Annotated in this window: 14 protein-coding genes and 1 pseudogene; 6 read left to right on the forward strand and 9 right to left on the reverse strand. The window is 34.7% G+C overall.

Going from position 1 to position 17,532, the window contains the following annotated elements:
• Nucleotides 1-92: 92 nt before the first annotated feature.
• The 4 genes from AC07U8_RS10420 (at nucleotide 93) to AC07U8_RS10435 (ending at nucleotide 3,937) form a co-directional block, all read left to right on the forward strand.
• Complete coding sequence (locus AC07U8_RS10420; protein WP_034613038.1) at nucleotides 93-662, forward strand: TetR/AcrR family transcriptional regulator; 570 nt, start codon at nucleotides 93-95, stop codon at nucleotides 660-662.
• 145 nt (nucleotides 663-807) lie between these two features.
• The gene (locus AC07U8_RS10425; protein WP_209826176.1) at nucleotides 808-1,827 is read left to right on the forward strand and encodes an MBL fold metallo-hydrolase; all 1,020 of its coding nucleotides are present in this window, start codon (nucleotides 808-810) and stop codon (nucleotides 1,825-1,827) included.
• Between the two features lie 197 nt (nucleotides 1,828-2,024).
• The gene (locus tag AC07U8_RS10430; protein WP_494737828.1) at nucleotides 2,025-2,573 is read left to right on the forward strand and encodes an RrF2 family transcriptional regulator; all 549 of its coding nucleotides are present in this window, start codon (nucleotides 2,025-2,027) and stop codon (nucleotides 2,571-2,573) included.
• 158 nt (nucleotides 2,574-2,731) lie between these two features.
• On the forward strand, nucleotides 2,732-3,937 hold the full coding sequence (locus AC07U8_RS10435; RefSeq protein WP_494737829.1) for an NAD(P)/FAD-dependent oxidoreductase: 1,206 nt from the start codon (nucleotides 2,732-2,734) through the stop codon (nucleotides 3,935-3,937).
• A gap of 92 nt (nucleotides 3,938-4,029) precedes the next feature.
• Here the strand turns inward: AC07U8_RS10435 and AC07U8_RS10440 are convergent.
• Both AC07U8_RS10440 and AC07U8_RS10445 read right to left on the reverse strand, forming a co-directional pair.
• A pseudogene (locus AC07U8_RS10440) lies at nucleotides 4,030-4,104 on the reverse strand (type 1 glutamine amidotransferase domain-containing protein); the annotation flags it as partial.
• A gap of 247 nt (nucleotides 4,105-4,351) precedes the next feature.
• Nucleotides 4,352-4,981 carry a TetR/AcrR family transcriptional regulator gene (locus tag AC07U8_RS10445; protein ID WP_494737830.1) on the reverse strand — a complete coding sequence of 210 codons (630 nt, stop codon included), beginning with the start codon at nucleotides 4,979-4,981 and terminating at the stop codon, nucleotides 4,352-4,354.
• A gap of 59 nt (nucleotides 4,982-5,040) precedes the next feature.
• Here AC07U8_RS10445 and AC07U8_RS10450 point away from each other — a divergent pair, with 59 nt between their 5' ends.
• The gene (locus tag AC07U8_RS10450; protein ID WP_494737831.1) at nucleotides 5,041-5,913 is read left to right on the forward strand and encodes an alpha/beta fold hydrolase; all 873 of its coding nucleotides are present in this window, start codon (nucleotides 5,041-5,043) and stop codon (nucleotides 5,911-5,913) included.
• A 402-nt stretch (nucleotides 5,914-6,315) separates the two neighbouring features.
• A complete protein-coding gene (locus AC07U8_RS10455) occupies nucleotides 6,316-6,630 on the forward strand; it encodes a hypothetical protein (protein ID WP_494737832.1) in 315 nt (104 codons plus the stop codon).
• An 82-nt stretch (nucleotides 6,631-6,712) separates the two neighbouring features.
• Here the strand turns inward: AC07U8_RS10455 and metC are convergent, their stop codons facing one another.
• The 7 genes from metC to AC07U8_RS10490 all read right to left on the reverse strand — a co-directional run bounded on the left by metC (nucleotide 6,713) and on the right by AC07U8_RS10490 (nucleotide 17,515).
• On the reverse strand, nucleotides 6,713-7,882 hold the full coding sequence (gene metC, locus AC07U8_RS10460) for a cystathionine beta-lyase (protein ID WP_494737833.1): 1,170 nt from the start codon (nucleotides 7,880-7,882) through the stop codon (nucleotides 6,713-6,715).
• Between the two features lie 400 nt (nucleotides 7,883-8,282).
• Nucleotides 8,283-9,068: an enoyl-CoA hydratase/isomerase family protein gene (locus tag AC07U8_RS10465; RefSeq protein ID WP_494737834.1), complete on the reverse strand. Its 786-nt coding sequence runs from the start codon at nucleotides 9,066-9,068 to the stop codon at nucleotides 8,283-8,285.
• Nucleotides 9,069-9,369: 301 nt separating this feature from the next.
• Nucleotides 9,370-10,590, reverse strand: a complete 1,221-nt coding sequence (locus AC07U8_RS10470; RefSeq protein WP_494737835.1) for an acyl-CoA dehydrogenase family protein — start codon at nucleotides 10,588-10,590, stop codon at nucleotides 9,370-9,372.
• A gap of 169 nt (nucleotides 10,591-10,759) precedes the next feature.
• On the reverse strand, nucleotides 10,760-11,851 hold the full coding sequence (locus AC07U8_RS10475) for an OmpW/AlkL family protein (RefSeq protein ID WP_209826168.1): 1,092 nt from the start codon (nucleotides 11,849-11,851) through the stop codon (nucleotides 10,760-10,762).
• A 153-nt stretch (nucleotides 11,852-12,004) separates the two neighbouring features.
• Nucleotides 12,005-14,599, reverse strand: coding sequence for a helix-turn-helix transcriptional regulator (locus tag AC07U8_RS10480; RefSeq protein ID WP_494737836.1), 2,595 nt, complete (start codon nucleotides 14,597-14,599; stop codon nucleotides 12,005-12,007).
• 122 nt (nucleotides 14,600-14,721) lie between these two features.
• Nucleotides 14,722-15,936 carry an NAD(P)/FAD-dependent oxidoreductase gene (locus tag AC07U8_RS10485; RefSeq protein ID WP_209826166.1) on the reverse strand — a complete coding sequence of 405 codons (1,215 nt, stop codon included), beginning with the start codon at nucleotides 15,934-15,936 and terminating at the stop codon, nucleotides 14,722-14,724.
• Between the two features lie 46 nt (nucleotides 15,937-15,982).
• Nucleotides 15,983-17,515, reverse strand: coding sequence for an AMP-binding protein (locus tag AC07U8_RS10490; RefSeq protein WP_494737837.1), 1,533 nt, complete (start codon nucleotides 17,513-17,515; stop codon nucleotides 15,983-15,985).
• Nucleotides 17,516-17,532 lie beyond the last annotated feature (17 nt).

The raw sequence follows: 17,532 nt of genomic DNA on the forward strand, positions 1-17,532 counted from the left end.
TCTTGAAAAGCCCATCCCTTTTTAAATATATTTCTTGCGCTTTGTCTATTTTTATGTATGATTGAGTAATCACTCAATTAATATATTTGTCTATGGCCCGTCCTCGTAGTGAAGATAAACGTAATGCAATTTTAAATGCTGCTATTGAAACATTGGCAGAACTTGGAGAGCGTGCATCTACTTCAAAAATAGCCAAAGTCGCTGGTGTAGCAGAAGGTACTTTATTTACTTATTTCAGTAATAAAGAGGAATTACTCAACCAATTATACCTTTCGCTAAAGGCCGAACTGCGTCAGGTCATAATGCTGAATTATCCGAACAACTCAGATCTACAAAGCCAAATGTTTTATATCTGGCAAAGCTATTTGGACTGGAGTTTAGATGCCCCACTCAAACGTAAAGTAATGGCGCAGTTGTCGACTTCAGAACAAATTACAGAGCAGAGTAAACACATTGGTATGCAAACTTTTTGTGATTTTACTAGGACTATTCAAGAACATATTGATGACGGCAAATTAAGAGATTATCCACCCTTGTTTATCGGTTCGATTTTGGGTGCACTTGCCGAAGTCACACTCAACTTTATTGCTCAAGACCCTTCTCAAGCTGATCTTTATCGGAAGTCTGGTTTTGAAGCTTTTTGGCATGCAGTTTCAATGTAGATAAAGACTAAAGTAAGGATGTGCAGCATTCTTATTTTTTAAATTAATTAATGAGTGATTAAATACTCATTTAAATAAATCAAAATAAGCACTTATCTCAAGTTCTTATTTACAGATATAGGTTGTTCCACTCAAGGAAAATAAAATGACAATTTCAAATGCAACAGACTTGCCTTCTCCCTTCATGTCATCACAGCAGCACAATGGGAAATATAGCAATACACGGCCGAATCTGCACACACATTCTTTCGGAAAAACGCTAGGCTTAATGTGGAAATTTTTATTTAACAAACCCAAAAATACGGTGCCAAACCGAGAAATTCCTGTGTTAAGTTTATCAAAAGAACAACTCATGAGTGCCCCAGACCGTTCTCTATTTCGTCTTGGGCATTCGACCATTTTATTAAAATTGCGTAATGAATTTTGGTTAACCGATCCTGTTTTTTCTGAGCGTGCCTCGCCTTTTCAGTGGATTGGCCCAAAGCGTTTTCACCAACCACCGATTAGCATTGCAGACTTACCACCCATTAAAGGCGTGATTTTGTCGCATAACCACTATGACCATCTTGACTACCATGCAGTAATCCAGCTCAGAGACAAAGTTGAACACTTCTTAACACCACTTGGTGTTGGTGACACACTGATTAAATGGGGCGTGCCAGCTGAAAAGGTTCAACAACTTGACTGGTGGGAAACAACCCATGTGGCTGGTCTTGAACTGATTGCTACCCCTGCCCATCATTTTTCAGGCCGTGGTATGAGTGATAGCAACGCAACGCTTTGGGCATCGTGGGTGATTATTGATAATGATCTACGAGTGTTTTTTAGTGGCGATACTGGTTATTTCGATGGGTTTAAAGAGATTGGACATCGTTATGGTCCTTTCGATCTTACCATGCTAGAAACTGGGGCCTATGATCCAGAATGGCCAGATGTTCACATGCAACCTGAGCAAACTTTACAAGCGCATATCGATTTAAAAGGACGTCATTTGTTACCTGTCCATAATGGGACTTTTGACTTAGCGCTTCATGCTTGGGACGATCCATTTGAACGTATCGTGGCTTTGGCTCATCAAAACGACTTAGCGATTAGTACGCCTCAAATGGGTGAAGTATTGAACTTAAACCAGCCAAATGTCGAAAACTATTGGTGGCGTCCGTAATTTTTTTAATCCTTTTTTAATTATTCATCTCACTCAATTCTTAGGTTAAAGGTATTTAAATTCAGTGATATAACCCTATTGTTTTCATCTAGATTTTCTTTTAATTAAACTAGGACTAACTTTGTCCTAGTTTAATGATTGACTTAAAACACAGACTACATTAGTCTGTGTTTGTAATTGATCAATTATGAAATGAAATGGCTTATATCACTAGTAGCGTCGAGTATGCGATTCACTGTCTTCTTTTTCTTGTAAATAATGAAGATAAACCATTGAGTAGTAAGGATTTAGCTGAATTGCAAGGTGTCTCTCCTAGCTTTATGGCCAAGATATTTCCTAAACTTGAAAAGGCAAAACTTGTTTTGGCGCAAGAAGGTGTTCGTGGCGGGTATTTACTGGCCCGATCTGCTCACGAAATCAGTTTTCTTGATATTGTGAATGCAATTGAAGGTGAAAAACCGCTTTTTGAATGCCAAGAAGTACGTGGAAAATGTGCGGTCTTTAACAATGCCCCACCCGATTGGGCAACCAGTGGTGTGTGTGCAGTGCATGCAGTTATGCTACAGGCGGAAAAAGCCATGCGAGATGCTTTAGGTGCTCATACACTTGGTGATATTGCAGACCGTTTTGGCTGTTATGCACCCGACGTATTTTTTAGTGATGTAAATGGTTGGATCAATGAACGCATTGAAGGAAGAACAGCAAAAATGCGGAAAAGTAAAATATCACGGGATACGCCCGACTAATGAGCTTATAGGGCATTCATCCCTAAGGTAAAACATCTCTAAACGTTTTAAACGCCTTCTCAGATTTTTCGGACAGTCAGAGAAAGGATTCGCTCACCCAAAATTTTGGGATGAGCTGGAATTTGTATGTCCGAAAAACCTATCAAAAGGATAATCAAATGAGTAAGCGTATTATTATTGCAGGTTCTGGCTTTGCGGGCTTATGGGCTGCACTTGCCGCACAACGAGCAATTCATTTGGCTGCGCAAGAACAAAATATCGAAGTGCTGATGGTTTCCCCGAGTCCGAATGTTGATATTCGTCCTCGTCTTTATGAAGCTGTACTTGAAAACATGTACCCTGATATTTCAAAGTTATTAAGTGTAGTTGACGTTAAATATGTGGCTGGCTGGGTAAATGAAATTGATACTACTGCACAAAATCTTGTGATTACCACAACTCAGGGCGATAAACAGACTTTAAGCTATGACCGTTTTATTCTGGCAACTGGAAGTACTACTTTTATGCCACCTATACCGGGGCTTACTGAACATGGATTTAGCGTAAGTACATTAGCAGATGCTGAAAAACTAGACCAGCATCTTAAAAACTTAGCCAATAAACCTACAAATGCAGCACGTAATACCGTAGTCGTTGCTGGTGGTGGACTTACAGGGCTTGAAACAGTTGCCGAAATGCCTGAACGCCTGTGTAGCATTTTAGCTGAAACTGATATTCGTGTGGTTTTAGTCGATTCATCAGCAGAAATTGGTGCAGCATTGGGTGGCGAAGCTGCAGTGGTAATTCGAGAAGCTCTTAGCGAACTCGGCGTTGAAGGTAAAGCTGGGCTACGCGTTACTGCACTTGATGCTTCTGGAGTAACACTTTCTAACGGCGAAAGAATTGAAACAGAAACTGTCATTTGGACTGCGGGCATGCGAGCGAACTCGTTGACCTCTCAAATTGTAGGTGAAAAAGATAATTTAGGTCGTATTTTAGGTGATGCTTATTTACATGCACCAGAGGCCAAAAATATTTTTGTGACGGGTGATACTGTAAAAGTTCCAACCGACAATTTAGGTAATTTTAACGTGATGTCATGTCAGCATGCCATGAGCCTAGGCCGCGTAGCGGGTTACAATGCCGCGGCAGAATTGGTTGATTTGCCATTACATGTGTATAGCCAACCAAAGTATGTGACTTGTGTCGACTTAGGCCCATGGGGAGCACTTTACACTGAAGGATGGGATCGAAAAGTTCAATTTGTGCGTCACGAGGCAAAAAAAATTAAGCAAGAAATTAATACGGTATGGATTTATCCGCCAGTTGCAGACCGTGAAGCTGTTTTTGCAATAGCAAATCCTGATTTTGTAATTGTCCCTTAAAATTAGTTTTGCTAATACAGATCATTTTATTTAACTCTCCTAAAAGTAAAACCATAACTGGTTTTACTTTTAGGTTTTTTTGAGTCATTAAGTTATGACTTTTCTAACTCTTCTATTATCGCTAAAGCCGTTTTTTTAGCAGAAAACGTGTTTTGCCCTGTAATTAATGTGTGTTGTGATCATTGGCAATGAATCTAAAAAATATCATAAATCATATCTAATCAATATCTTAAGTTACTATTTTTGAAAAATTATCAGTTTAAATTATTAAATTTAATAAGTATATTTCTCCTTATAATTATGAACTAGATTTGATATAAACATAAGTTAAATAAGATATCCAAGACTGTGGCTACACAACACTATTGTTGCCACAGCTCAGCAACGTGAATTCTAAAAGTTAATTAACAATCATCACTCATTATTTTTATGCAGCATATTAGTTAGAAGCATGTTTAAACCTAACTCAAAAATTTGATCCTGATCTTCTGTCGTCCAATATGACTTAGCGTCTTCCAATAAAGGATATTTTTCTAATTTTAGGTTTTTACCTGCTAGTTGATATCCTTTAGCCTCATCAATTCCTACCCCTATTAAATAATAATTTAAAATTCTCAAAAAATAACTCGCATCTTTTACAGCTAGATTGGCATTCTTGAAAACGAGCAAAATCCCATTCATAAAGTTATATCCAATATCTGTATTCAATGGATGAACAGCTAAGATAGGAAAAAATTTTGGATATTCCTGAGATAATTTTCTCCATTGTTTTGCTATATACATTAATTGTTCTTCGGGATCATCTAGTTGATTTTTAAAATTAATTTTTGAAACCAAAAAATCTACGATTTGATCAAGAATTTGTTCTTTATTCTTCATGTGATAGTAAATACTCATAGCTTCACAATTGAGCTTGTGAGCGAGCTTACGCAGACTGAAGCCATCTATACCGTTCTCTTCTATCATCCATAAAGCGGTTTGAATAATTAGATCCTTCGACAAATTGGCTTTTGTTTTTTTGTGATTCTCAGTTTGATTTGACATAAAAGTATTTACCTTATAATCTACCTTACAGTGTAAGTTTAGCAAAAAAAGGAATAAAAATGAAGCACACATTACAATGCTGGGAACAAGAAGGAAATTACCTGCCTTTTAAGGATTATAAAATCTTCTATAAGTTTTCACCTAAACTGAATGCTCAAACGATTTTCTTAATTCATGGTTATCCTACAAGTTCATATGACTGGGCAAAAATCTGGGATACATTAGCTGAGAACTATCAAGTACTTGCTATCGATTTACTTGGATTAGGATTCTCTGATAAACCAAGTAAATATGTATATTCGGTTCAAGATCATGCCGATCAAGCTATTGCCTTGATTGAGTATTTAAAGCTAGAGGAAGTTCATTTAGTCGGTCATGATTTAGGGGTAGGAATCATTCAGGAATTGCTCGATCGACTGCAGAACAACCTTTTAGCATTTAAAGTTCAATCTTCTGTTTTTATGAATGGTAGTTTATTTCCTGAAGCATATCGCCCTCGCCTAATTCAAAAACTTATGGCGTCTTTTGTTGGACATATAATTACGTCGTTCTTATCTTTTCGTGTTTTCTCAAAAAATATGAAAAATATGTTTGACCAAAAGAATCAACCAAGTGATCTAGATTTAGAACAATGGTATCAACAATTAAATATAAATCATGGGAAAAAGAGTCTAGTTCAATTAAACCGTTCAATTTTCGAGAGGTTTAAGCACCGTGATAGACTTGTCAATGCTTTGGTTAACAGTCAGATTCCGCTATTACTGATCAATGGGAAAAGTGATCCTAATTCTGGCGAACATATGGCGCAAAGATATAAAGAAATTATTCCTAACCCCAAAGTAATTGAAATTGAAAATTGCGGACACTGGACTCCTTGGGAGCAGCCAACTATCGTAGGGAAAGAAATAAAGACTTTCTTATCTTCATTTTGAATATTTATTGAATGTTTCCGCTACTTAACTGAAATCAATAATATCAAATGGTTATCGACCTTTTATGTTGAGTATCTTCTTAATTGGAAGATGCTCAATTTACAGGGTAAATCCATGAAACATTCAGAATTTTATTAAGTTAATTCTTTGAAATTATTCATCATAGTTGCTTTAGCCCCATGAACTTAGTTGTTAAGGAAAAATGTGAATATATTTGCTCAAAAGTACTTAATTTATATCTTTAATGTGCAATTTTTTGCTCATAACTTAAAAACCTTGTAAAAATGAATGATTTAATGAAATATAGAACAGATATACTAAAAAATAAGATTAATCATTTATATAGATTAACATTTGAGTATATTTTAGGTGAGAAATCTCCCTGTTTTTTATGGAAAATAAATGAAAATTCTAGTTATTATTTTAATCATTGTGGCTCTTGGAATTCTTATTGTTAAAAGTAAAAAATCCAATCAACAAAATTTAAAGGAATTAGTGAAAAGAACTTTTCCAAAACATACAATTATTGAGAAATTTGGAACAGTTATGATTTGTGAAATCAATCATAGAAATGAACCAGATGAGCTTGTTTTTATAAGAATAAACCCAAATAGAAAAAAGAACATCAATAGAAATGGGCGTAGATTAAATGCTGAATACCCTGCTATTCCAACAACAAAAGAATTAAAAAATGACTTCAAGCATTACTTAAATTAATGCTTGATAGAATCAAGCCTTAGATATTCAGCTTTAACAAAACGATTGCAATGGGAATTAAGAAAACGTAAAACTCCAAGAATTAAGCTATCGCACACTGCGCAACAGCCAAAGCCTCATCTAAATCCGCTTTTAAATCGTCTACATGTTCAAGTCCTGCATGTAGGCGCACCAAATATCCACGACTAGGCAAATGACTTTGAGTGCGATAAGGTGTTCCAACTGGCAAAATCAGGCTTTCAAATCCACCCCATGACAAGCCAATGTGGAAAAGCTTTAAAGAATCAAAGAATGTCTCAACAAAACACGGATTGTTTTGTTTGAGGTAAAAGGAAAATAAGCCTGTAGAACCAGAGAAGCTCTGTTGCCATAATTTGTGATATGGATTCATTGCTAAAGCTGGATGATTTACCACATCGATTGCTGGATGTTCATTTAGATAATGAGCGAGTATCACGCCATTCTCCTCATGTTGTTTTAAGCGAACGGCTAAACTACGCAATCCACGTGATGCTAGATAAATATCATCTGGACTTGTCGTTTCACCAAAAAAATGTACTACTTTATTCAATTGTTCTATGGATGCCGCATTTGCAGTTGCAGTCCCCATGAGAATGTCAGAATGCCCACCAATATATTTTGTGACAGCCTGAATTGAAACATCTGCACCATGTTTTAAAGGTTGAAAAAACAATGGGGTTGCCCAAGAGTTATCCACTAAAACCTTTGCATTCATAGCATGGCTTATTTCTGAGATTGCAGCAATATCGCTAATTTCAAAAGTAATTGAACCTGGTGACTCTACAAAGACCACACTGGTTTTTTGATTAATTTTGTTGTTTAACTCATCTAAATCACATGAGTTAAAGTATTCAACATGGATTCCCAGTTTGGGCAACATACTGTCTGCAAAACTTCGTGTTGGCCCGTAAATATTATCAGCAATCAGAACATGATCACCTGCAGCAACAAATGCCATTAATGCATGCGTACAAGCTGATAGTCCGGATGGGAAAACCATGCATCCTGCCCCACCTTCTAATGCATTAATTGCACTTTCAAAAGACTTTGCTGTAGCAGCACCAAAACGGCCATAATGTTTATAAACACCGCCATTTTGCTTATGATCTTCCCATTCTTTAAAACTATCGACAACGATGGTTGAGCCTCGGTAAACAGGTGTATTCACCAAACCATCAAAACGCTGAGGGGTTCTTCCCAAATTTATGACTTGTGTACAAAAGTGATTCATAGCAGCACCAGCATGATTTCTAACAAATATTTCTATAACCAATGATAGATAAAATGCATAGAATTTTTATTTTAAATAAATCACTATTTTTCTAAAAAATTAGAATTTCAATCTACATTTGAGCACACAAAAGGAATTTTATTTCCATATTGAGATAATAAGGTAAATACTCATGATATGGCTGGTTGCTATCTTTATTGTTTTATCGAATAATTCTTTTAAGTGGCATTTGCTTAAAAAAGAGAGTTTGTATATCTGATTTTTATTGGCAATTTACTTTTTCTACTATTTATTGCTCGCTATTCGTCAGACCATCCATGGAGTTTGGACAATACTTAAAATCACAACTTTACCAAACATATTAAGGCGTAAATTCATTTATATAGAGATCTGTAGTGTTTTAAACTTTTTTAAAATCTGGACGTCGTTTTTCTAAAAATGCAGTAACACCCTCCTTAACGGTGGCATCAACACTAACTGCTGAAATAGCTTGTGCTTCAAGCTCTAAATGAGTTTCCAAACTATTTTGATGGCTAGAAAGTAGTAATTGGCGAATACTATTGAGTGCAGGCAAAGGTTGATTTGCTAACAGAGTTACATTTTCTTTTACTTGTTGATCAAAGTCTGCATCTGAAAAAATCATTGTTAATAATCCATATTCAAGTGCCGTATTTGCACTCATTTTTTTATTTGTCATTAAAATTTCCTGAGCTCGTCGCAAACCCACAATTTTGGGTAAATACCAAGTGAGCCCTGCATCAGGACTGAGTCCTATACCAGTATATGCTGGACAAAATTGAGCTGAATCTTTTGCTATAACGATGTCACCAATGAGCGATAAACTCATACCAGCGCCAGCAGCAGTACCATTTACAGCAACTAGAAGTGGTTTATTCATTCTAATCAAACGAGAAATCGCGAGATGAAGAATTCCGGCGAGTCCGCTTAAAAATTCTGAGATATTTTCACCAGCAGCTTGAAATTCATCTAAATCACCTCCTGTGCAAAAAAAGCGACCTTCTGCCGTTAGAACAACACAGTGTATGAATTTATTTTGATCACAATAAATAGCTGCTTTTAATAATTCTTTAGCAAGATTCAGCGTGATGGCATTACCGTTTTTGGGCCGATTTAATTTGATATACGCTATAGCGTTTTCTACTGTGACTAAAACGTCTTTGTACATAATTAAATCCTTATTTTTATATTAAATTTTCAACACTGTTATAAACAGCTTAGAACGTATATAAATACAATCATCATAAATGTCGTCAAAAGTGAAAATGTTTTTAAGAACTACTTGAGCAATTCTTTTTTTTTGATAATCAAAAAATCTATCTATCTAACGCTGATATACAGTGTGTCTACCTAGAGACCAATAAAATGATGCAAGAGATTATTACCCTAAAATTGTTGGATAAATAATGTATAAGTTATTCATAAATTGACAAAAATCTTGGTTCTATATTTGAGAAAACTAAATAATATTAACCAGAAAATGCTCTACCAAACAAATTCCGTGCAATCACCCAACGTTGAATTTCATTGGCGCCTTCATAGATTTCTCCAATTTTGGCATCTCTATAGATAGATTCCAGTGGGTAATATTCCCCTGTTTCTTTAAGCTGTTGGACAAAGCCATATGCACCACAAACTTGAATTGCATCTCGGGAGACCTCTACTGCTAATTGACTGCCTGCAATTTTAGACATTGCTGCTTCAATTTCTGCGTTACCTTCAATATCATAACGGTAAGCAGCTTTAATATATAAATTTCTGGCATTTTCAATATTGAGAGCATGATCAGAAAAAGTATATTGCCAATGTTGAAAACGAGCTAACGCTTGACCAAAAACCTTTCTGTTTTTGCTGTAATGAATAGCATAATCAAGCGCTGATTGAGCCATGCCTACGCCTATCGCACCAATACCCATTCTTCCAAGAGTCAAAGCAGCTAAAGCAACATTGAGTCCTTTTCCAACTTCACCAACAACATAGCTATCTAAAATAAAAACATCGTTGATGTGTACGTCTGCTGTAAGCTGTGCCTTATTGCACATTTTTATATCTGGATCACCAACATGAATATTTTTATTATCCATATCAATGAAAAACATGGTCAAACCGTGATCTGTAGCGCATAACATCAAAATATACTCTGCAACTACTGAGTTGGTAATCCAGCGCTTATGTGCATTAACAATCCAGCCTCCTTCTACTTTTTGCGCATAGCTCTGCATAGATCGAACACTTAAATCTGTACTTGTTAATGGCTCACTTGTTGCGAATGCTCCAACAAAGGTACCTTTTACCAATTTACTTAAATACTTTTCTCGCAAATATGAACTTGCTTTATCCAACGTATTGCCGACCAACAGCGCTTGACCATCAAATAATGCAGAAGTAGCGCCAGCTGAATAATAAGCTAGTTCTTCCATAACAGTTAAAGTTGCTAAAGTTGGATATTTTAAACCACGTCCACCTACATCTTGTGCAAAAGGAATTTGGTATAAACCATGCTCGGTCATGAGATCAAAAACTTCTCTTGGAAAACTGGATTTACTTTCTACAGTATTATTTAATAAATGTGCTTTTGGTTTAATATACTTCTCAGCAAAATTTCGCGCTTCATTCCGAATTTCTTTGATTTCTTCAGGTAAAAAAATATCACTAAACATTTTTTCAGAATTTCTGATTAGCATATCCATATGAATATTCCATACTATCATTAAGAAAAATTATATAAATAAAACAAAAAGTGCCATATGGGTACACCTCCACAATGATTACTTTTGACACTTCTTTTCATAGATTACATGCACCCGATAAAGGTAATAATTGAACAGTTTTCCTTTAATACCTATAAATGTTCTGTTGTTAAAAGCGATAGCCAATACCCATGTAACTAATCAATGGATCAACATCAATTTTAACTTTTCCTGAAATCAGGTTTTGATTGTTATTTTGGTTATTTACATCAATTTTCGCGTCAATATCCATTTTCGAATAAGATAATGAAGCTACAGCAAACCAATTCGAGTTAAAGTCATAATTAAATCCGACACTAAATATTGGCGCAAAAGTATTTCTGGTGCTGACTTTAAGAATAGGTTTGGCATCTGAACTTATGCCAGCAAGGCTATTTCCCGCATTACCTGTGAGAATATTCTGCACCCGATGACCAGCAAGAATGAGGTCATTTTCAATACCTGAATTGATTTTTACATTTTCTAAATAGGCATATAGTATGCCAACACCAACATACGGACGGAATTTATTAGTACCGCTTACACCAAACTGATAATGGGCTTCAATTGCGGGCATCCAAACTCTAGTATCGATTGCATATTTGGACTGGGTAAGATCCGTTATATAGAGTTGTTGTGAAATGGGGATACTATCTGTACCAATAAGTGCTGTTGATGTGGGTGGTAGATTTACCTGACCAATAACTGGAGCATATACCTGACCAATTCCTTTTGCCTTAACCTTAGGTGGTATACCCGCTTTAAGCTCTAACGAAATATTATCATTTAAATAATAATTAAACATGATACCCATGGTATTAATGTTTTCAACTTCTAGGCCTGTATTAGGGCTAGTCCAATTAGAAGGTTGATTTAGAGTAGCAGTACCACTTAAATCGGCTGAAAGGCTTGATATGCCTAGGCCTTGTATACTGGTAATTACCGTATGTGCTTGTTGCCCTTGAGTTGTTGACTGATCAATTGCGCCCAGAATATTCTGGGTTGAGACTTCACCTACGCTATAAGTACTGCCTGCTGGGATCGCGGTAGTATTATTTATATTGTTTGCATCACCTAAGGGTTTTGCATACAACCAGCCAATAGAAATCGAATAGCGTTTAAAATCTGTTTTATCACTTGGTTTAAAATAGGAACTGGCATAAACAGTTTGTACAGATACAGCACATATAGCTAAAGTATATATATAATTTTTTAATTTCATGGATCCATCCAATAGATTTTAGTACTTTGAATGAATATTTGACGACAAAATTGAATTAATTTGTATCGTCAAAAAGAACTAATTTATTAGAAATTTTTAATGATGATATAAAGCCAATATTTTTGTTGTTGCTCAAAAAAGAGAGATTATTCTTTAAATTAATGCATATTTCCTAGCAATAACTAATGCCCCGGTTCTATTTTTTACACCTAATTTTATATAAATATTATTAATATGCCATTTTACAGTTGAAAGTGAAATGAAAAGCTCATCTGCTATTTGTTGATATTTTAAACCTGACTCTAACATGCGCAGTAATTCTAATTCTCTTTTTGAGAAAGCTGCTCTATTAAATTTAATCTGATCACTTTCATCATCTAAGCAAAGGTGGTTGCTTAATTCATTGAGAAAATTTTTATAATTTTCATCTAAAGTAGATATTGAACTCTTAATTAATTGAAGTGAAGCTATAGAAAATTTTTCAAAATCAATAAATACTCTAAAATATCCATTTTCAGCAGCCAAAAATAAAGCATGTTTAATCCGTTCCAATGCTTCTTTGTTATTTTTTTCATATTTTAAGGCAATAAATGATTTTAAAATTAAAATTTTACTGAACAAAAATTGGTTTTTTTGCAATTGATTATCATAAAGAAACTCATCGAGAAGTTTAGACACTAAGTTGAAGTTATTTTCATTCAGTTGCATTAATATATTGATATACTTATGATAAATTTTAACTTCTGCGCACTGATCAGTACTATCCTCCACCCTAATATCTATGCTATTTAAACAACTAAAGTCTTTTTCAGTCTTATTTGAAAGCAAATACAATTCAACTTGCTGGTACTGGAGTAATATATGCAGTCGTTTCGGATAAATTGAGATAATACCTTGAAGGTTCTCCCTTAAATTTTGTGTGTCAGCCCAACTTTTTTGAAGTTTATAAGAAGTCGAGATTCCAGCAAATGCTGTTTCAACTAAACCATGATTTTTAATATTTTTATATCCAATTTCAACATATTCTTGAGCTTTTGAAATTTGATTGACTTCATAGTAAATCGCTGATAATAATTGTGAAATTGTAGGTAAAATAGAAGCATCTTCACCTATTTCTTCAATTGTTTTATAAAATTGCCTTTCTAAAACTTTTTGTGCACGATTATATAGACCACAATCAAGAAGAAATAAGCCGTAAAGTAGATTAACCCAAATTTCACCATATATACTGCCTGTATCTCTAATCACTTGTAGTGCATAGTTGATTGATTTTTGAGCTAATTCATACTCAACATTCAATCTGTAACTTAAGTAACTTGCACAAGATACAACTGCCTTATCAAAATTATCGGTATTTTTATTTTTTTTAAACCAAATTTTTGATTTTTCTAAACTTATTTGGCGCTTATCCTGAAATGTTAATAAGACAATTTCAATCGAATCTAATTTAGCAGAATAAAACTGAAAATCCATTTCATTTAGATACTGATCATTTTGTAAAGCTAGTCTGAGATCATTTACTCTTTGTTTTGACTCCTCCCATTGATATGAAAATGCGAGCGACCATGCCAGCCAGTAAATTATTTTATTCCAATTAAAATATTTCTCATCTTTTAACTCCTTGACCCAATTAATCACTGTAGGTAATTCACCTAAGTTCTTAACTAAAATTTCACTGGTTTTATCAATCACTAGGTTTTGAATATGATGGTCTTGACTTAATTTTGCATAATAAGCAGATTTTTTATAATATTGATTTCTAATTGACCATATTGATGCTCGGATAAGTATTTTCTTTGATTTATTAATAACTTGCTGGCTTAGTAGAAATTCACGTAAGAGTGGATGGACTTTAAATTCTCTATTATTTCGATCGATATTTTCGACAAATGCTCCACTATGATACAACTGTTTTAATCTAGATTTACTATCAGTATACTTTAATGCATAGTTGCAAAGTTCAGTATTAGCCGTTTCAAGAGTAGACAAACCAATCAGAAATTCTTGCATATCAGAATCCAAATTATCTAAAATCTGTTCTGTAAAGAACTGTGAAAATACATAATCCTCACCTGAAAGCTCAAATAGCTTTCTTGCATTTTGTTTATTATTTAATAAATTCTTGCAAATAGATATGGCATATGGCCATCCTTGTGTTTTATTAAAAACAAATTCGAGTTGACTATTTGAAATGTTAGTATCTAAATATTCGAAAACTTCGAAGCTATTAAAACTTAAACTTGATGAATTGAATATTTTAATTTTCTGATTGAGCTCTAAATAGGATATTCTAAATTTTGGAAATATACGTGATGCAATGATCACATGATAATTAACTTTTTTTATATCTAATAAAGTATCAATTTCATTATTAAAGCGAGCGCATTCTATTTTTTCGTAATCATCAATAAAAATATAACATTGACCTGAAGTATATCTTTGTAAAATTTTTTCAATCGTTGAATCTTCATCCACTTGATGACTAAAAATAAGACTTAAAGCAACCAACAAGGAACCGCTTTGCTTTGGGTCAAAATTTGTCTCATCTAGCCAAATACAGCAAATACCATTACTTAGTTTCTCGAAATATTCGAAACAATATGTCAAAACTGATGTTTTACCATAACCGCCTGGTGCAAATAAGAAATTAAGCTGGATATTCTCTATAGACTGCCGAACTTTATAAAAACAGGAATGAATATAAATATTTTCATTCTTATTGTGCCTTCCTTGGCTTGCTGAAAGCATTATCTTTCTTCCATAAATAATTTATCATTATTTAAAAATTCTCTATAGCTATTCTAATAATGATAATTTCTTCCGATATCTTTATTGTAGGGTATATTTTTTGAATGACAATGAATTTATGCTTATTTTTTAAGCACACATTTTTTTAAATCAGACTGCGTTTGAACTACGTTTAAATCAAGCGCAGTTTTTTGTACAATCAGTTGTTTTGCTGCAATAAAATCTTTTGCTGAATTTACGCAGACTGCCATTTTTAGCAGATTACCTTGAAAGTATAATCTTGAAAATCCACCATTTGCGAAACTCTGCCTAATAATGACTTGTTCATAGTGATCTATTACACCAGCTACTTGTAAACGTTTGTCATATTGTTCAGACCAAAACCATGGTAATGCACTATGCGGAATTGAGTTTCCACTGAGTGTAGCTGCTGCCGTCTTGGCTTGATCAACTGCATTTGCTAAGCATTCCAATCGAACTGATCGTTGTAAATGGTTGCTAGGAAAGAAAGTACAATCACCAGCTGCAACGATATCTATGTTGGACGTACATGCAAATTTATCTACGACAATTCCATTTTCAATTTCTAGTTCTGCAGTTAATGCTAATTCTACATTCGGTATCACACCGATGCCGATGATTACAGCATCTGCATCGAATTTAGAGCCATCATCGCATAACACACTTTCTACATGGTGCTGCCCTTGGATTTCCCTAATCCCAATATTCGTTTTTATTTCAACGCCATGTTCAGCATGGAGTTGCATAAAGTAATTCGACATAGCTTCGTCAAGATTTCTTGACAAAATTCTTGAATTTGCTTCAACAACTGTTACTTCAATGCCTTGTTCTACGAGTACTGCTGCAATTTCTAAACCGATAAATCCAGCACCAATAATGACGACTTTTTTAACATATTTAAGATGCTCTCGTAGTTTTTGAGCATCACGAATATCTCTCAGATAATGTACACCTTCTAACTTAGAGCCGCGAATATTGAGTTTTCGAGCTCTCCCACCTGTACATAGCGCTAATTTGTCATAATTTATTACTTCACCAGAATCCAATTCAATGCTTTTATTATGAATTTGAATAAAGTCTACTGATGTAGATAATCGAAATTGAATCTGATATTTTTCAAAATTTGATTCTGGATAAATCAAAGTTGTATCTGATTGTTTTTTTAGGAATGTCTTTGAAAGTGGTGGACGATGATAGGGTAATATATCTTCATTGCCAATCATCAATATTTCACCTTGCCACCCATACTGTCTTAATGATGTAGCAAGATGGATGCCTGCATGACTCATCCCAACAATGATACATTTCTGACTCATCTAAGTACCACCCTCAGATCATTGACTTAGTTTTAAATAATATTCATCACGTAATTAAACGCTTCAGCAATTTCCCATTGGGTTCTCGAGGTAAGTCCTGACGAAATTCATAACTGCGTGGACATTTGATGGTAGAAATATGGCTTCGGCAAAAGCGATCCAGTTCTTTTATTAATTCATCACTTGCATGATGATGATTATACAATTGCACCACCGCATGCACAGATTCACCAAAATATGAATGTGGTATGCCAATCACTGCAATATCCATAACTTCTCTGTGTTGAATCAAGACATTTTCAGTCTCTTGAGGGTAGATGTTAACTCCAGCAGAGATAATCATATTACTTTTACGATCAGTTAAATATAAGAATTTATCTTCATCTAGATAACCGATATCTCCCACACATGCCCAACCTTTAATGTTATAAGCATCTAGAGTTTTTGTAGGATCTTTATGATATGAAAATTTTGCAGAGTTAGAAAAATATACATTTCCAATTTTTCCTGCTGGTAGTTCTTCACCTTCATCATCAAGAATATGGATAACGCCATAAATTGCTCGGCCCACAGTACCAGGATGATCAATCCAGTCCTGAGTATTTGACATCGTCATGCCAATTTGCTCAGTACTACCGTAATACTCATAGATAATAGGTCCCCACCATTCAATCATTTTCTGCTTGGTTGGAATGGAGCATGGAGCGGCTGCGTGGATTGCAACTTTCAAACTTGAATAGTCATACTGATTAAGAATACTAGGTGGCAAATCCAAAATGCGATGAAACATGGTTGGTACCCACTGACTATGGGTAATTTTATATTTTTCGATAGTTTCTAATGCTTTTTCAGCTTCAAATTTTTCCATTATGACTACTGTACCCCCCAGCGTTAATATCGCTCTGCACCATTTAACTGGTGCCGCATGATAATATGGCGCTGGTGACAAATAGATCGTCTGATCTGTTACGGCAAAAGCTTTTTCAATTTGGTTTGCAATAATTTCTGTTGTACCTACAGGCAACCTAGTTAATTCAGGTTTAATACCCTTCGGTTGACCAGTCGTGCCCGCCGAATATAACATTTCATTCCCTTCAAGTAGTGTTCGGTTCACTTGTATAGATGTCATTTCTAGAAGAGGCTCGAGTATGATAATGCCAGAAACATTTGTATCATCTAAAACGAATATGATTGGTTTTTTTTCTAATTGTTGAATCGCATCTACCAATTCTTGAGTACAATATTGAGCGCTCAAAATAATGATTTTTGCATCACAGTCTTCGACGATATAAAGAACTTCGGGAAGTTTTAAACGAGTATTAATAAAGGTGTAATACAAACCTGCATAGTGAGCACCGCATTGCAAAGCTGGGCACTCAATTCGATTTTCTGTCAAAAAGGCAACATGATCACCGTATAGCAAGCCAAATGAATCATAAATATTCACAAATTTTAATGCATATTCATGTAAATCCTTATAACTTAAAGTTTGTTGAGTTTCAGCGATAATAATCGCTGCTCTATCGGGAGTTTCTGTCGCATATATTCCTGCATAGCGGATTGTATTCGCAACATTCATCTTTTTATCCTTTTATT

The organism is Acinetobacter sp. GW821-FHT01E09, from assembly GCF_059422385.1.

What these genes read in the sequence shown, in the direction of transcription:
- metC (WP_494737833.1), bottom strand. Translation starts at nt 7,882, where the DNA reads ATGAATCACTTTTGTACACAAGTCATAAATTTGGGAAGAACCCCTCAG.
- AC07U8_RS10455 (WP_494737832.1), top strand. Translation starts at nt 6,316, where the DNA reads ATGAAAATTCTAGTTATTATTTTAATCATTGTGGCTCTTGGAATTCTT.
- AC07U8_RS10490 (WP_494737837.1), bottom strand. Translation starts at nt 17,515, where the DNA reads ATGAATGTTGCGAATACAATCCGCTATGCAGGAATATATGCGACAGAA.
- AC07U8_RS10470 (WP_494737835.1), bottom strand. Translation starts at nt 10,590, where the DNA reads ATGGATATGCTAATCAGAAATTCTGAAAAAATGTTTAGTGATATTTTT.
- AC07U8_RS10445 (WP_494737830.1), bottom strand. Translation starts at nt 4,981, where the DNA reads ATGTCAAATCAAACTGAGAATCACAAAAAAACAAAAGCCAATTTGTCG.
- AC07U8_RS10450 (WP_494737831.1), top strand. Translation starts at nt 5,041, where the DNA reads ATGAAGCACACATTACAATGCTGGGAACAAGAAGGAAATTACCTGCCT.
- AC07U8_RS10435 (WP_494737829.1), top strand. Translation starts at nt 2,732, where the DNA reads ATGAGTAAGCGTATTATTATTGCAGGTTCTGGCTTTGCGGGCTTATGG.
- AC07U8_RS10485 (WP_209826166.1), bottom strand. Translation starts at nt 15,936, where the DNA reads ATGAGTCAGAAATGTATCATTGTTGGGATGAGTCATGCAGGCATCCAT.
- AC07U8_RS10425 (WP_209826176.1), top strand. Translation starts at nt 808, where the DNA reads ATGACAATTTCAAATGCAACAGACTTGCCTTCTCCCTTCATGTCATCA.
- AC07U8_RS10475 (WP_209826168.1), bottom strand. Translation starts at nt 11,851, where the DNA reads ATGAAATTAAAAAATTATATATATACTTTAGCTATATGTGCTGTATCT.
- AC07U8_RS10465 (WP_494737834.1), bottom strand. Translation starts at nt 9,068, where the DNA reads ATGTACAAAGACGTTTTAGTCACAGTAGAAAACGCTATAGCGTATATC.
- AC07U8_RS10420 (WP_034613038.1), top strand. Translation starts at nt 93, where the DNA reads ATGGCCCGTCCTCGTAGTGAAGATAAACGTAATGCAATTTTAAATGCT.
- AC07U8_RS10480 (WP_494737836.1), bottom strand. Translation starts at nt 14,599, where the DNA reads ATGCTTTCAGCAAGCCAAGGAAGGCACAATAAGAATGAAAATATTTAT.
- AC07U8_RS10430 (WP_494737828.1), top strand. Translation starts at nt 2,025, where the DNA reads ATGGCTTATATCACTAGTAGCGTCGAGTATGCGATTCACTGTCTTCTT.